The following is a 16,106-nucleotide window of genomic DNA, read 5'->3' as shown; positions in this document are numbered from 1 at the left end:
ATCATAATCTGCACCATTTCTTCATGATTTTGCATTACACTTTAAGTAACGATTATAAATATGGAGGGCTCTCTATGATTGATATACTGCTCGTAGACGATGAACCGAGAATGCTTGAATTATTAACGCTTTATCTTACACCAATTGGATATAACTGCGTATGTGCGACTTCAGGAGAAGAAGCTATTTTACATATAGAAAATCGAAACTTTAAATTTGTTTTACTCGATATTATGATGCCAAAGATGGACGGATGGGAAACGTGCAAAAAAATCCGATCTTTTAGTAACATTCCTATTATTATGGTTACAGCTCGTGATCAAACAGTAGATGTCGTTCAAGGATTAAAAATTGGAGCCGATGATTACGTAACGAAACCTTTCCATGAAGAAGAACTTTTCGCAAGAATTGAAGCCGTTTTAAGACGTACAAATGAACATAAACAAATCCAATATCACGGTATTGTATGGGATGAAACAAAACACTTCGTTTCTGTCCATAATGAAGAACTCCTTCTCACACCAATTGAATTTTCTTTACTCGGATTATTTTTACGCCATGTGAACTACGTATTAAACCGTGATCAGCTCATCGAACGAATTTGGGGATTAAACACAAATACAGAAGATCGCACAGTCGATTCACATATTCGTAATTTACGTGATAAATTGCGAAAAGCAAATTTTCCTATTGATCATCATTTAAAAACCGTGTATGGAATAGGTTATCGATGGATTGATACTGAACAGTAAGGGGCAAAACGATGAAACGAATTTCAATTCAATTCGGATTTTATTTTTTAATTGTTACACTTTTAATTGAAAGTGTTCTCTTTATTTTGCTCTATTATAGTCTTGTAAACACTAGAGTAAATGAAGAAATGACAGCTTTATTAAAGCGAGGAAATAGTCATCGAGATGTACTTGAAAAATATTACGATGAGCAAACCATCTCTCACGTAGCATTAATGGAATCTGAAGCTGAAACAACTGTCGTTATTACAAATGCAAATAAAGAAATACTAGCTAAATCTAACGAAATAAACACGACTATAAACGATCATATTAGTAAAATGCAAACTCGAACAGACCATAATGGAGCGATTATAGAAAATCATTGGAAAACATCTAATTATATATGTACAGTTAGCCCCATTGTAGTAGATGGAAAACATGAAGGCTATGTGTACATGTTTCTTGGAACAGAATCAATTGAAAAGTTAGTTAATGGATTAACGAAACAATTCATTATTGCTGGTGCCATCACATTTCTACTCACAGTCATCACAATTTTCCTATTATCACGTTTATTAACAAAACCATTGTTACACATGAAACATGCAACTGAAAAAATGAGTAAAGGCGATTTGTCCGTTTCGTTAACGACTACTCGTAATGATGAAATTGGTGAACTGGCATCATCTATTCAAACGCTCGCAAATGATTTGCATTATATGAAAACAGAGCGAAGTGAATTTCTAGCAAGTGTTGCTCACGAATTACGAACACCGTTAACATACGTAAGAGGTTATGCTGACATTGCTTTAAAAGAAAGCACCCCTTCTGAACAACGTTTGCGATATTTATCAATTATAAAAGATGAGTCTGATTACATTACAAACTTAGTTCAAGATTTATTTTCACTTGCACAAATGGAACAACATAACTTTTCTATTCAAGTAAAGGAAGTGCATTTACACACCTTCCTTACGCGTATATGTGAAAAAGTAAACGCCATGTATAAAGAAAGGTACAGTAAAGTTTCTTTCTCTTGTCCTCCTACACTGCTAGTAAACTTAGATGAACAACGATTCGAACAAGTTGTGGTGAATATTTTAAATAACGCTTATAGACATTCAAAAGAGCATTCTCATATAAACATTTCTGTTACAGAAGAACATAAACATATTTCCATTGCAATTGAAGATGAAGGCGAAGGTATTCCACCTGAAGACCTCCCTCACATTTTTGACCGCTTTTACCGTGTCGATAAAGCAAGATCACGAGCTACAGGTGGAACTGGTTTAGGACTATCTATCGTGAAAGAAATTGTAGAGCTACACGGCGGGACGATTACTGTCACGAGTGAAGTTGATCATGGATCTTGTTTTATCATTTCATTACCATCTGTAAAGAAACACGACTACCATCAGTAGTCGTGTTTCTTTATCCCGCATTAACGGGCAGTAAGACCCCTACATCAAAATTCAGCGGAAGCAAAGAAGTTAGGTGGGGGATCAACTGCCCGTAAAAGCCCGATTGGTTCAACTAATAATCAGTGGGAGATGAACAAAACCCCCACTGATTAAAGTTTCACTTTATCATTTTACTTTATAATATAAATTTACAAATTGCCCAAAACGTTTCGTATCCGTCAAAGTTAAATTAATTTCTGGGTTCTTGTCTTGAAATAACGGAACTCCAGAACCTAATATATGCGGTGTAATCGTAACAACATATTCATCAATTAGATTATTCTTAAAGAATTCTCTCAGTAGCTCTCCTCCACCAACCATCCATATTTTAGATCCTTCTTTTGCTTTTAACCTTTTTGTAAACTCCACTACATCTTCATTTACAAACTCTACGTTTCCGTCTGAACCTTTTTCTGAACGAGAAAAAACATAACATGATTTATCTAAGTACGGGAATGTTTCCGTATGCTCTACTACATAGTCGTACGTTTTCTTTCCCATAATTATTGTATCAATTGTTTCATACATTTCTGTATAACCGTTATCTCCCTCTCCTTCTGTTTCCATTAACCACTCTAAATCATCATTTTCTTTCGCAATATATCCATCTAAGCTCGCCGCAATAAATAAAACTATTTCACGTGACATATCTTTTCCTCCTTGCATCTCATCTTGATAACATATGATGTAAACAATATACTAACAATAAAACATGACAATTTATGTCATGTTAAAAAGAAAAAAGGTGATACATTTGTCAAAAGCTAAACGCTTATTAGATATTCTTATATTTGCTTCTGCCAAAAAGACATTTACAGCGCAAGAAATAGCTGATGAATTTAATATCTCCGTTCGTACTGTCCATAGATACATTTTAGATTTAAGTGATATGGGGTTGCCCATTTACGCAGAACAAGGTCGTAACGGCGGCTATAAAGTATTAACGAATAGAGTAATTCCGCCTATTTTATTTACGGAAGAAGAAGCAGTCTCTATCTTTTTTGCTTTTCAATCTTTAAGTTACTATCGCGACTTACCTTTTAACACAGAAATCAATTCCGTTACACATAAACTGTATAGCTCCCTACAACATGATGCAAAAACGAAAGTTGATAAAATACGTTCTTACATCGCTTTTTGGAATCCTAAGCGCACAATTGATACACCTCTTTTAAACGAAGTGTTAACCGCGGCTATTGAAAATAAAAATTTACACTTTCAATACGAATCTAAATCGGGGTTAAAAACAAAACACGTTCATCCTATCGGTGTATATGCTCATGACGGGCTATGGTATTTACCGTCCTATGACTTCAGTAGAAAAAAAGTATTACTGTATCGCATCGATCGTATTCTTTCCATATTATCAACGGAAGAAAATGAGGATACATTCATGAATTTAGAAGAGTGGTTTGCCTCTAACTCTAACGTAGTACACATCCCTACTCAGTTACATGTTTTACTGACAACAGAAGGCGTACGCCAATGTAAAAGCGTCCCTTATCTTGAGGAATTCGTTATAATAAACGAGGATGGGACAGGATATATAAATTCAACAATTGATAAAGGAGAAATCAATTTTATTACCTCTTTATTTTATAGACTCGGAAAAGATGCAAAAGTTTTAGAACCGACAGAATTGATAGATGGTTTACGTATGCGTGCGAAAGAAGTTTTAAGTATGTATGAAGACTAAAAAGGCGTAAGAGAAATTCTCTTACGCCTTTTTAGTGTGCAGTATTTTCTCTATCTCTTCTTTTAACAACGTCTTTATTTCTTCCAAATTATGATTCTTCTTTTCTCCCGTTTGCACCGTATAAAACTCAGCAAACGAGCGCTCTTTATATCTCGGTACGACATGCATATGGTAATGCGTTAACTCATTAAAGATTCCACCATTTTGACAAACTGTAATTCCATCTGGTTTATATAATGATTTAATCGCTTTTGCAATCAGCTTAGAAGCATCCATAATTGATTTCGCTATAACATCATCTAATTCGTCTACTTCTACAACATGCTGCTTTGGCACAATTAAAGTATGTCCTGAATAGAAGGGTTCATGATCTAAAAAACATGTTACATACTCATCTTCATATACTTTATATATGTTTTCCTCTTCGCTTGCTAATTTACAGCCTAAACAGTCCATAATACTTCCCCCTCTGTTAAAAACATAAAAACGTGAGAGCCGTATTCTCACGTTTTTATGTTTCATTTTATCCCGCATTAACGGGCAGTAAGATCCCTATCTCAAAATTCTGCTGTAAAGCAAAGAAGTGAAATAGGAGATCAACTGCCCGTAAAAGCCCGATTGGTTCAACTAGTAATCAGTGGGGGATAAACACTCCCACTGATTACAGTTTCACTTTATTAATTCAATCGTTTCCGTAACCTTTATACTATCTTTTACAGATTGAACAATCGTACAATTTTTCACTGCAAGTTGCAGCGCCTTGTCCAGCTGCTCTTCTGTAATGTTTTGCGCTTTAATTTTATAGTGCAAATGAACACTTTCAACTGGCTTCGATAAAGCTTCACTTCTACCAATTTCAGTTTCGATTGTAAACGTATCATATGGAATACGTTTCTTTTCTAAAATTGTTCGAAAGACAATTGCACTACATCCTGCGATAGAAGAAATGAGTAATTGTAACGGTGAATACCCGTTTTCTTTTCCAATCGCTAATTGACCATACGATAAATCTGCTTCTATATCATCGTGTTTGATTGTTAGTTTCATTTGTTTTTTCCATCTCCACTTTCATCGGTTTCAGCCGTTTCTTACTAATATAATAATATATATAGCAGAAAATGATAAATGGAATACCACAGTATAACGCCATTCTTTGTTCAGGAATAAACGCTAAACTAATAACAACAATGCTATTTGTAATTAAGGCTAAAATCGGGACAATTGGGTATAGTGGTGTTCTATACTTTAAGTCCTCTAACTTTCCTCCGCCTTTTATATACTGACTTCTAAAGCGAAGTTGCGATAGAGCAATAATGATCCAACTTGAAACAGCCGATAAACCAGCTATCGATAATAAATACATGTATACTGTATCTTCTGCAAGGAAACTTGTGAATAGAGATAATCCAGCTACCGCAATCGTTACGACTAGCGCTGTAATTGGAATACCACGCTTATTTACTTTCTGGAAGGAAGTTGGTGCCATTCCCTCATTTGCAAGTGACCATAGTATACGCGTCGCTGCATATAATCCAGAGTTCGCTACAGATAATAACGCAGTAATAATAACAAAGTTCATAATATCAGCTGCGTATGGAATACCAATTTTATCAAATACGACTACGAATGGACTTTCAATTACGCCTGCTTCTTTCCAAGAAATTAATCCTACTAAAATCGTCATTGTTAAAATGAAGAATAACATAATGCGCCATACCGTATTACGAATCGCACGTGGAATTGTTTTTTCTGGATTTTCACTTTCTCCCGCTGCAATCCCGATTAACTCTGTTCCCTGGAACGAGAAGTTAACTGTAATCATTGTAAGTAATACGGCAGCTAGTCCATTCGGGAATAATCCACCATCGCTTACAAAGTTAGAGAAAAGAGGTGCTGCTTCTTTTCCGTCATATGATATAAACCCTAATAATGCACTACCACCAAGAACAACAAATGCAAGAATTGTAATTACTTTAATACTAGAGAACCAAAATTCTAATTCAGCATAACTTTTCGCCGAAATTGCGTTTGAAGCATATAAAATAACGCCGAATACAAGGCACCATACCCAAACATCAACATTCGGAAACCATCTTTTCATCATTAAACCGATTGACGTTAATTCTAATCCTACTGTTACTGCCCAGCCAAGCCAATATAGCCAGCCAATCATAAAGCCTGTTCCTGGTCCAATAAACTTCGTCGCATACTTTTGGAAAGAACCTGAAACTGGCATTGCTACCGTTAACTCTCCAAGACAAAGCATTGTTAAATACATAATAAATCCGCCTACTAAATATGAAAGGATGGCTCCCCCTGGTCCAGCCTGATTAATGGTGTAACCTGAACCTAAGAAAAAACCAGTTCCGATTACACCACCTAGTGCGATCATAAATAAATGTCTACTCTTCATCGTACGATGTAATTTCTCATTCGTTGGTTGCTGCATCTAAATCCTCCCCCTACCAATACCCCTATATCTTGTTAAAATTTTCTGATAATAAAAATATACACGAAAGCGATTACATTTTCTATATAAAATTAAAACTTTTCTGATAAAATAATATAAAAAATCGAATTATTGCAAGATTTAGATTCTATTTAGAGGAAAATAAGGAGAAACAAGGAAAAAACCCTTACATATATTGTAAGAGTCAACGGAGTTCTAACCTTCTCGATAAAATTGATAAACTATAATTTACGATAAAATACATACAAGCTACTACTATAAACGTTGGAATCGTATAATTCACATTTTGTCCGCTAATAATTTGAGCATTATGCATAAGCTCTGGCAGTGATATAACGACTGCTAGTGATGTATCTTTCAGCAATGAAATAAACTGACTAACAAGCGGCGGGACCATTCTTCTTAATGCTTGCGGTAAAATAATATGCCAAAGTGCTTGAACATACGTTAATCCTGAAGATCTTGCGGCCTCAATCTGTCCTTTTTCAATAGATAATAGGCCACTTCTAACAATTTCAGATATCATTGCTGCTTCAAATATTGTTAAAGCAACAATTGTAGCTGTTATAATTTCTAATTTCAAGCCTGCTTCTGGAAGTGCAAAATACGTGAAAAATATAATTAACAGTAGTGGTAAGTTTCGAATCACTTCAACGATAATTCCTAATATTTGTGAGACGACAGGTATTTTCGTGTAGCGCAATATTCCTATTACACTACCGATAATAAAGCTAAGTACAATTGCTACGAGCGCTACCTCTAACGTTATAAGTAATCCTTTTAATAAAAATAGAATATGATCCCCTGTAATTGCTCCCTTAAAATCCATTTACACCGCCTCCTTTGCTAAGCGTTTTTCTAAATAACGCACTAGCATACTGAGCGGAATTGTTAATATTAAATAAAACATCCCGACAAATATATAAACATCAAACGTAACAAACGTCTTCGTTGAAATTAAATCTCCTTGATACATTAAATCAGCACCAGCAATAATTCCAAGTATTGAAGAGTTTTTAACTAAATTGAGAAACTGGTTTCCTAAAGGAGGAATTACAATTTTCATTGCTTGGGGTAAGACAACATAATACATCGCCTGCACATACGTTAGCCCTGAAGAGCGAGCAGCTTCCAGCTGCCCTTTCGCAACTGATAAAATACCAGCGCGAATTACTTCTGCAATAAAAGCTGCCGTATATACCGTAAGCGTAACTGTTCCTGCTACAAAACCATTTAAAGTAATTCCTATTACAGGTAAAGCAAAATAGAATATAAATGCAATTAATACAAGTGGAATATTTCTTACAAACTCCACAAAAGCTGATCCTATCCAATTTAAAATGCGAATAGGTGCAATACGCATTACTGCCAAAATTACTCCTAAAATAAAACTACCTATCAATGCAATTACACTAGACATAACTGTATATTTAAACCCTTCTAAATACATATCAATGTTATTCGTTAATATAGAAAAATCAGGCACATATTCTCCCCTCTTTCTTTACAAGAAGAGGATGAGTACTCTCATCCTCTCACTTTTACTATCTACTTTTCTGGTTTTTGTCCAATCCACTTCTCATATAATTTGTCATACTCCCCACTTGCTTTCATGTCTTTAATTAAAGTATTAATCTCTTTCGTTAAATCATCTGCCCCTTTTTGCACTGCAATTCCATACGGTTCATCTGTGAAAATTTTTCCTACTACTTCATAATTAGAATCTTGTTTTGCCATTCCGTAAAGGATCGCATTATCTGTCGTTAACACATCACCTTTACCTGCCTTTAACGCTGTAAATGCCTCACTATAATTTTCAAACTCTAATACAGTCGCTTCTGGTGACTTTTGACGAATGTTATTTGTAGATGTTGATCCTTTTACAGCTAATACTTTAACGCCTTGTTTTATATCATCGACGCTCTTAATATTGCTTCCTTTTTTCACAAGTAACGATTGTCCTGCTTTAAAATATACATCTGAAAAATCCACTTCTTTTTTGCGTTCTTCCGTAATTGTCATTGTTGCAATAATTGCATCAATATCACCATTTTTCAGCATTGGAATACGTGTTTTAGACGTTACTTCTTTCAGCTCTAGCTTCTTTTCATCTCCAAGAATCTTTTTCGCCAGTGCCTTCGCGACATCAACATCGAATCCTTCTACCTGCCCTGTTGAAGGATTTTTTAATCCAAATAAATTCGTATCATTCTTCACCCCAACTACTAATTTCCCTCGTTTCTTAATTTGCTCAACAGCCCCGCCTTGCTTCGTATTTGTTTCCTTTGCCTCATCTTTCTTACTTCCGCATCCAGCAACAACAAGCACGAATAAACATGAAAATACGATTAAAGTAAATAACTTTTTCATTTTAAGCATGAAATTCCTCCTCTAATGATTTAGCACCCGACTTAAAAATAAACGAGCTCTTTCTTGTTCAGGGTTTGCAAAAAAGTTCGCCGGTGTTGTATCTTCAATAATTTGACCATCATCCATAAATAAGATCCTATCTGCTACCTCTCTAGCAAATCCCATTTCATGCGTGACAACGACCATTGTCATCCCTTCTTTAGCCAGTGCTTTCATAACATCAAGTACCTCTCCAATCATCTCTGGATCAAGAGCAGACGTAGGCTCATCGAATAGCATAATTTCCGGCTGCATTGCAAGTCCTCTAGCAATTGCCACCCGTTGCTGTTGTCCTCCGGATAATTGATGCGGATATACGTTAGCCTTCTCCGGGATTCCTACTTTCTCTAAATAAAACATCGCTGTTTTCTCTGCTTCTTCTTTGGAAACTTTATTTACTTTAATCGGTGCCAATGTAATATTTTGCAGAACTGTTTTATGTGGGTATAAATAAAAATGTTGAAAGACCATGCCAATATTTCGCCGCAATTCATTCATGTCCGTTTTTTTATTGTGTACCTCTGTATTTTGTACAATTAATTCTCCATCTGTAATTGCCTCTAATTGATTTATACATCGAAGCAATGTACTTTTTCCTGATCCTGAAGGCCCGACAACTACTACCACTTCGCCTTTTTTCACTTGCACATTAATATTTTTCAAAACTTGAAAGTTACCATAATATTTATTTACATTACGAAATTCTATCAACATACTCCCCCTTCCCCTAACAATGCATGTACATTCTTTTTATATTCAACAATAGTCCCAAAAATAACTTTTAGCTTCAATTTGTCCATAAAAAAAAGCAAAGGGTTTCCCCTTTGCTTCTTCATTTTTATTCGATTAAGATACTTCTTCTTTCTTATCTTTCCCGTATTCATGCTCCCAAAAATCAGCATTTTTAATTCCTAATGGCCCTGGATCGAATACTGGATCTTTTCCTTCTTTTTTCTGTTTTTCATAATCCTTTAATGCGACTAATGCAGGTTTTTGTAACAATAAAATCGCAATGATATTTACCCATGCCATAATTCCTACCCCAATGTCGCCTAAAGCCCAAGCCGTTGCTGCTGTTTTTATACATCCATAGAATACAGCTCCTAAAAATACAAACTTTAGTACCATAGACATCCAAGGACGGTCTTTATCGCGGTTTAAGTACGCAATATTCGTTTCTGCAATGTAGTAATACGCCATAATTGTTGTAAACGCGAAGAATAATAACGAGATTGCAACGAAGCCATTTCCAAATCCAGGGAAAACAGATTCTACCGCCGCCTGTGTATATCCTGGTCCTGGCTGAGCGCCGTTTAGTTTATTAACGATAAAGTTTTTTCCGCTTGCATCAAATACGTTATACATGCCTGTAATAATCATCATAAATGCTGTTGCTGAACAAACAAATAATGTATCAATGTAAACGGAAAATGCTTGTACTAAACCTTGCTTAGCTGGATGTGATACTTCGGCTGCAGCTGCTGCGTGTGGTCCAGTCCCTTGTCCTGCTTCATTGGAATAAATACCACGTTTTACCCCCCAAGAGATTGCTAAACCGATAATACCACCGAAAGCAGCTTCTAATGCAAATGCACTTCTTATAATTAACATAAATGCTTCTGGCAATTTTTCAATATTCATAGCAACAATGACGCAAGCTACTAAAATATAGCCTATTGCCATAAACGGTACGACAACTTGCGCTACGTTAACAATTCGCTTTACTCCACCGAAAATGATAAGAGCTAATACGACAACTAATATAGCCCCTGATGCGGTAGTATTAATACCAAAAGCAGTTTCTAAACTTACAGCAATACTATTTGCTTGCACACCTGGTAGTAAAAGCCCCGTTGCAAGAATTGTCGCTGCAACGAATACTAAAGCATACCATTTCACACCTAAACCTTTTTCAATGTAATAAGCAGGTCCACCACGAAACTGTCCTTGATGTTTCGTCTTATATATTTGCGCGAGTGTTGATTCTACATAAGCTGATCCTGCTCCTAAAAAGGCTACTGCCCACATCCAAAATACAGCTCCTGGTCCACCGAATGCAACGGCTGTTGCTACCCCAGCGATATTTCCTGTTCCAACACGTCCTGATAACGAAAGTGCTAACGCTTGGAATGAAGAAACACCAGCTTCTGATTTTTCTCCTTGAAATGTCAGCTTCACCATTTCTCCTACATGTCTTACTTGTAAAAACTTCGTTCGAATAGAAAAATATAAACCTACTCCTAAACATAAATAAACAAGTGCTGGACTCCAAACAATATTATTTAACCAATTTACGAAAGCTTCCAACATTCCCCCTCCTCTTTTATAAAGAATATTCAGAATATATATAAAATTATAAGTGTATACCGAATCTAGGACAATATTATTTTAATAAAGTAAACATATTTTTGTATAAAAAAACAAAGTATATATTTGTTTTATATACTTTGTTTTGAACTAAATGTATTATATATTCACAATTGCTTCTCTTTTAATAATTCTTTCGTATAGCTCTTCTGATAATTTCAAGAAGTTATCAGGCATATCTTTCCCTTTAAACTTCTTTTGAAGCGTTCCATATAAACCTATATCACGTAAACGTAAAAATAGTGGTAACGATTCATACCAACTATCCGCCAGCCTGTGCTCATACTCATATCCTTTTCGTAACACTTGTAACTGTTTACGAGCAAAATCTGTCTTCTCTTCTGCTGTCCACGGTGTAAATAGAACAGAGTAGTATAAAACCATCGCTAAATCATGTATAAAGTAATTATAAGCAGCATCATCAAAATCAAAGATTGTTAGCTCTTTACCATCATAATGAAAATTACCTTGATGAATATCACCGTGCATAAGACCGAACGTTTCTCTTTCAACTGGAAGAGCCTTAATTTCATCCATTAATACCGCTGCAATCTCTTTCACTTGACCATCTTCTAATTCATTAACAATTCCACTTTCGTCTTCTTCCCACGTATCACGGTAGTCTGTTTTAGGATAATCCATTGTAAGGCGATGCAGTTGCCCAATCGCTTTTCCCCACGCTTCAAAATAAGCATCTCCCCAATAAGGCGATTCTGCTCCTTTTACTTGCTCACCTTTTGCATATATAAATAAAGAAGCGAAAAAGAAAGTCCCATCCTCTGCTACGATTTCTTCTACGAGATTTCGAGACGTTGAATAAAGAGGTCCTGCTACCTTTGCCCCATTCTCCGCAACATATCGTAAAAAATCTAGTTCAGCCTCTACCTCTTGTTTAGAACGATGAGAAGAATGTGTTAAACGTAATACATAATCTTCATCATTATCACCCTTCGCCTTAAAAATATAATTCTCAAAATCTCCAAGTGGCTTTTCTTCTACTGTTACATGAAACAAATTCGCTGCTCTTTTTAAAATCTCTTTCGTAAAAACACGTTCTACAGCTATTTCCATATATATCCCTCCTATATATCTTCTTAATTCGACACAAATGTTAGAAGTACTGCTATGAAATTGAATAATGCACAAAAGACAATGTAACGTAACCTTCAACCCTCTTTTTAAAAAATAATTCAAGCATAAATTTCTCACAAACGACAAAAATTAACAGAAACAATTGCACTTTAAAAGAGGTGGAAATTATGACAGAGAAAAAAGAACAACAAGAGAGTAAAAAACAAAAGCATATGTTTCCATCACTTCCGGAGAACATTAGTTACATTGAAAATAAACTTTCTCATTCTGATGATATAAAAAAATTAGATCTCCCTTTTCAAAACGGAAAAGGAATAATCTTATATATCGAATCTTTAGCAGATCCAAATCTAATTCATCAGTTAGCTCTTGAGCCTTTATTGACACGGTCAGACTTAGCTATAGATAAAGCTTTTTCTACATTAAATATGAAAAAAGAAACGAATTTAAATTATGGTGTGCAGCTTTTATTACAAGGTAAATCCTTATATTTTCATGAACACGTCGACAGTTTTTGTATTTTCGAAACAGCTCTATCCTTAAAGAGAGATATAGCAGAACCTGATAATGAAGGAATTGTCCGTGGACCGCATACTGGTTTTGTAGAAGACTTAGCAACCAATTTAGCTTCCATTCGCAAACTCATAAAAAGTCCACATGTCGTCATTAAATATTTCACACTTGGTGAAGAAATGCATACGAAAGTGGCAATTGCTTATATGCAAAACATAGCGAATGACGATTTAGTTACAGAAGTAAAAAGAAGGTTAGAAACGATTAAGACAGATGCACTTATGCCTCCAGGATATATACAAGAATTTATAGAGGATACGTCTTTCTCACCATTTCCGCAGCAATTAAATACAGAGCGTCCAGATAGAGTCGCAGCAAATTTAATGGAAGGACGAGTTGCTATTTTATCTGATGGAGATCCAACAGCTCTTATCGTTCCTGTTACATTATTTGCTTTTTACCAATCACCAGATGACTATAATAACCGCTGGATTGTTGGTTCTTTCGTCCGAATGATTCGCCTAGTAAGCTTCTTGATTGCCTTTCTCTTACCAGCTATATATATCGCAACCGTAGCCTTCCATCCTGATGTATTGCCGCTCGAACTTGTGTATACAATTAAAGCTTCATTAGAGAAAGTACCACTTCCTCCTATTTTTGAAGCTCTCTTAATGGAATTAATCTTTGAATTATTACGGGAAGCTGGTATTCGCTTACCAAGCCGAGTTGGACAAACAATCGGTATTGTAGGTGGTTTAGTAATTGGTGATGCGATTGTAAAAGCCGGACTCGTTTCTTACACAATGATTATCGTTGTAGCTTTAACTGCAATCTCATCTTTTCTCGTTCCATCAAACGATATGAGTTCAGCAGTTCGAATTCTTCGTTTTCCATTAATGATTCTTGCTGCTATATTCGGATACGTCGGAATATCATTCGGTCTCATTATAACTTTCGTTCATTTATGTCAATTACATTCATTTCATACGCCATATCTTTCTCCTGTTGCCCCGATGCGGATAAAAGATATGAAAGATTCTTTTGTAAGACTTCCAATTTGGTCGTTTTGGGAACGACCACATGATCCAAAACCGAAAAAAATGCAACGACAACATGTAACGAGAGAGGATGAGGACGGTGACAAACACGCAAAGTAAAATTTCGCTCGTTCAATTTACCTTTTTCGTTATTCAATGCCAAATCGGAGTTGGTATCCTTTCTCTACCTAACCGTCTTCACCCGATAGCAAAAGGTGGCGGATGGATTTCTGCTCTCATCGCCGGGCTTGCAATTCAGCTTATTATTTTACTTATGTGGCTTTTTTTAAAACGATTTCCTGATGCAGATATGTATGAAAGTGTTTGTATGCTATTTGGTAATAAGTTTGGAAAACTATTAGGTTTTGCTTATGTTTTTTATTTTACGCTTATTGGTATGACGGTTATGTTGAATGCTTGTAATGTCATTAAAGTTTGGATATTACAAGCCACTCCTTGGTCTGCCATTCTCATCCTATTTACAATAGCTTGTTGCTATGTAGCCTATAATACATTTAAAGTAATTGTACGATTTTATGTCATGGCTTCTATTCTTATTTTCCCAATGGCACTTTTAATTGGACTTGGGCTCTCACGGGCTGACTTTTCTTATATTTTTCCAATTACAGAAGCTGGATGGTGGAATATTATTCAAGCATCCAAAGAAACAATTACAGCTATGTATGGTTTTGAAATCATTCTTATCGCTTTCCCAAAAGTAAACGGGAGTTCTGTCGCAAAACTGAAGGCCATTTCTATCGCTAATGGATTTGTAACACTTTTTTATACTTTTACTGTTTGGATTTGCTTTATCGTATTTAGTCCAAAACAAATTGAGCTTATTCCAGAACCAGTTGCTTACTTATTACGTTCCTTACATATTGGGATTATAGACCGGACGGATTTACTATTCATTCCCATATGGATGATAACAGTTGCAGCTTCTATCGCTAGTTATTATTGCGCTGCTTCAATCGGAGTGGGACATATATTCAATCTTGCTAATCATAAAAAAGCTGTTCCAATCATTGGTATTATTGCTTTTAGTGTAGCCTTATTTATAGATACACCTGAAGAATTAAAAGTAATCTCAACTTTCACTGATAAGTTCACGTATATTTTTATTGTTGTCCTCCCTCTTTTATTTCTACTTTATTCTGTGATACGAAATAAGAAAGGAGAACAGTATGTTCACAAGAAAAGTTAAATTACTTTCTATATTATGTGCTAGTTCCGTCCTTTCTGGCTGTTGGGATCAAGAACCATTAAGGGAAGCAAGGTTAGCTTATAGTATTGGATCTGATATTACGGAAGAGAATAAACTCCAGCAAACAATCGAGCTCGTAAAAAGTTCAAGCGGAGAGCAATCTTCATTCGAAAATGAAATACATTCAGCAACGGGGCATAACATAAGGGATACAAGCGATGCCCTAAAAAAAAATGTGACTGGGAATATTCGTTATTTTAAATATGGTGTTCAATTACTAGGAACCAAAATTCTAAAAAAAGGTATATTACCTTATTTAGATGTCAGCTTTCGGGACCCAACAAACCCAACTGCTTTAGTAAAACTTATTGCAGTAGATGGTGAAACATCCGAGATACTAGAAAAAAAGAAAGTAGGAAATTTACTAATTGGAGATTTTCTAAAGAAAAAAGTGAAAAGTTTAGAAGATATGAGTGTGTTTCCAAAAGAAACTTTAGAAACAGCTTCTACAAAAATGTTAGATCCCGGTAAAGACTTTACCCTCCCTTCTATAAAAATAAAAGGAAAAGAAGTGATTACAAACGGTCTAGCTTTATTTAATAATGATAAATTAACTGGGCATTTACCTTTGAAACAATCTGTTTTATTCGTATTATTAACTGGAAAAATGGGAACAAGTGCCCGTATAACCCAAAAGCTTACTAGCGATGAATCAGAGAAAACATCTGATTATTTAACAATGGAAATTAGCAATCGAAAGTTAAAACGCGACTTAAAAATAACAACAGATAAAAAAGGAAATGTTTATGCTCACATTAAGCTCCAACTAAAAGTTATAGCGCTTGAAGCTCCGAGAGATAATCTTTACAAAATGGATGAAAGAAAAAAACTAAATAAAGAATTGTCTACACAACTTACGAAAGAAGCTAAAAAGATAACGAAAAAGTTACAAAAAGCAAACTGTGATGCTTTCGGTATCGGCAGACACCTTATCGCCTATCACCCTGACTTATGGAAGAAGAAAAATTGGAATAAAGATTATGCAAAAGTAAAATTCAAACCTGAGGTAGAGGTAAACATTTTGTACAGTGGTGTCCTAAAATAAAAGGTTGTATGCCGCA

16 protein-coding genes are annotated in these 16,106 nt (G+C 35.3%); 6 read left to right on the top strand and 10 right to left on the bottom strand.

Going from position 1 to position 16,106, the window contains the following annotated elements:
* Positions 1-74: 74 nt before the first annotated feature.
* Together NST90_RS03260 and NST90_RS03255 are read left to right on the top strand one after the other, a co-directional pair.
* Positions 75-752, top strand: a complete 678-nt coding sequence (locus NST90_RS03260) for a response regulator transcription factor (protein ID WP_006918011.1) — start codon at positions 75-77, stop codon at positions 750-752.
* An 11-nt stretch (positions 753-763) separates the two neighbouring features.
* Positions 764-2,155 carry a HAMP domain-containing sensor histidine kinase gene (locus NST90_RS03255; protein WP_006918010.1) on the top strand — a complete coding sequence of 464 codons (1,392 nt, stop codon included), beginning with the start codon at positions 764-766 and terminating at the stop codon, positions 2,153-2,155.
* A gap of 165 nt (positions 2,156-2,320) precedes the next feature.
* Here NST90_RS03255 and NST90_RS03250 read toward each other — a convergent pair whose 3' ends face one another.
* Entirely contained in the window at positions 2,321-2,842 is a 522-nt protein-coding gene (locus tag NST90_RS03250; protein ID WP_000085783.1) for a dihydrofolate reductase family protein, read from the bottom strand.
* Positions 2,843-2,906: 64 nt separating this feature from the next.
* Between NST90_RS03250 and NST90_RS03245 the strand changes: the two genes are divergently transcribed.
* Positions 2,907-3,890, top strand: coding sequence for a YafY family protein (locus tag NST90_RS03245; protein ID WP_175571067.1), 984 nt, complete (start codon positions 2,907-2,909; stop codon positions 3,888-3,890).
* Positions 3,891-3,911: 21 nt separating this feature from the next.
* On the opposite strand, the gene NST90_RS03240 is transcribed toward NST90_RS03245, so the two are convergent.
* The 9 genes from NST90_RS03240 to NST90_RS03200 all read right to left on the bottom strand — a co-directional run bounded on the left by NST90_RS03240 (position 3,912) and on the right by NST90_RS03200 (position 12,207).
* Positions 3,912-4,412 (bottom strand): HIT family protein, encoded by a 501-nt coding sequence (locus NST90_RS03240; protein ID WP_142318412.1) that lies wholly within the window; start codon positions 4,410-4,412, stop codon positions 3,912-3,914.
* Positions 4,413-4,559: 147 nt separating this feature from the next.
* Positions 4,560-4,937, bottom strand: coding sequence for an OsmC family protein (locus tag NST90_RS03235; protein WP_069604275.1), 378 nt, complete (start codon positions 4,935-4,937; stop codon positions 4,560-4,562).
* Positions 4,912-6,339: an amino acid permease gene (locus NST90_RS03230; protein ID WP_098272690.1), complete on the bottom strand. Its 1,428-nt coding sequence runs from the start codon at positions 6,337-6,339 to the stop codon at positions 4,912-4,914. Before NST90_RS03230 ends, NST90_RS03235 begins: the two co-directional genes overlap by 26 nt.
* A gap of 205 nt (positions 6,340-6,544) precedes the next feature.
* Positions 6,545-7,189: an amino acid ABC transporter permease gene (locus NST90_RS03225; protein WP_098272691.1), complete on the bottom strand. Its 645-nt coding sequence runs from the start codon at positions 7,187-7,189 to the stop codon at positions 6,545-6,547.
* Positions 7,190-7,846, bottom strand: a complete 657-nt coding sequence (locus tag NST90_RS03220) for an amino acid ABC transporter permease (protein WP_016121835.1) — start codon at positions 7,844-7,846, stop codon at positions 7,190-7,192.
* 62 nt (positions 7,847-7,908) lie between these two features.
* Positions 7,909-8,739 carry a glutamine ABC transporter substrate-binding protein GlnH gene (glnH, locus tag NST90_RS03215; protein WP_000916491.1) on the bottom strand — a complete coding sequence of 277 codons (831 nt, stop codon included), beginning with the start codon at positions 8,737-8,739 and terminating at the stop codon, positions 7,909-7,911.
* Between the two features lie 12 nt (positions 8,740-8,751).
* Positions 8,752-9,483: an amino acid ABC transporter ATP-binding protein gene (locus NST90_RS03210; RefSeq protein ID WP_006917993.1), complete on the bottom strand. Its 732-nt coding sequence runs from the start codon at positions 9,481-9,483 to the stop codon at positions 8,752-8,754.
* A gap of 132 nt (positions 9,484-9,615) precedes the next feature.
* The gene (locus NST90_RS03205; protein WP_033693388.1) at positions 9,616-11,076 is read right to left on the bottom strand and encodes an alanine/glycine:cation symporter family protein; all 1,461 of its coding nucleotides are present in this window, start codon (positions 11,074-11,076) and stop codon (positions 9,616-9,618) included.
* 159 nt (positions 11,077-11,235) lie between these two features.
* Positions 11,236-12,207, bottom strand: coding sequence for a phosphotransferase (locus NST90_RS03200; RefSeq protein ID WP_000401644.1), 972 nt, complete (start codon positions 12,205-12,207; stop codon positions 11,236-11,238).
* A 188-nt stretch (positions 12,208-12,395) separates the two neighbouring features.
* On the opposite strand from NST90_RS03200, the gene gerKA reads away from it, so the two are divergent.
* Genes gerKA through gerKC form a run of 3 tightly spaced genes read left to right on the top strand, consistent with a single transcriptional unit; the run spans position 12,396 to position 16,090 of the window.
* Entirely contained in the window at positions 12,396-13,898 is a 1,503-nt protein-coding gene (gene gerKA, locus NST90_RS03195; RefSeq protein WP_000136667.1) for a spore germination protein GerKA, read from the top strand.
* A complete protein-coding gene (locus tag NST90_RS03190; RefSeq protein ID WP_044306393.1) occupies positions 13,879-14,985 on the top strand; it encodes a GerAB/ArcD/ProY family transporter in 1,107 nt (368 codons plus the stop codon). The genes gerKA and NST90_RS03190 overlap by 20 nt, the downstream gene beginning before the upstream one ends.
* Positions 14,966-16,090 (top strand): spore germination protein GerKC, encoded by a 1,125-nt coding sequence (gene gerKC, locus NST90_RS03185; protein WP_016121831.1) that lies wholly within the window; start codon positions 14,966-14,968, stop codon positions 16,088-16,090. The genes NST90_RS03190 and gerKC overlap by 20 nt, the downstream gene beginning before the upstream one ends.
* Positions 16,091-16,106: the final 16 nt, after the last annotated feature.

Source organism: Bacillus sp. FSL E2-8900, assembly GCF_037966225.1.
Classification (GTDB): Bacteria; Bacillota; Bacilli; order Bacillales; family Bacillaceae_G; genus Bacillus_A; species Bacillus_A cereus.
Note: the sequence above shows the minus strand (reverse complement) of the source record. Positions and strands in the feature narration are given on the sequence as shown.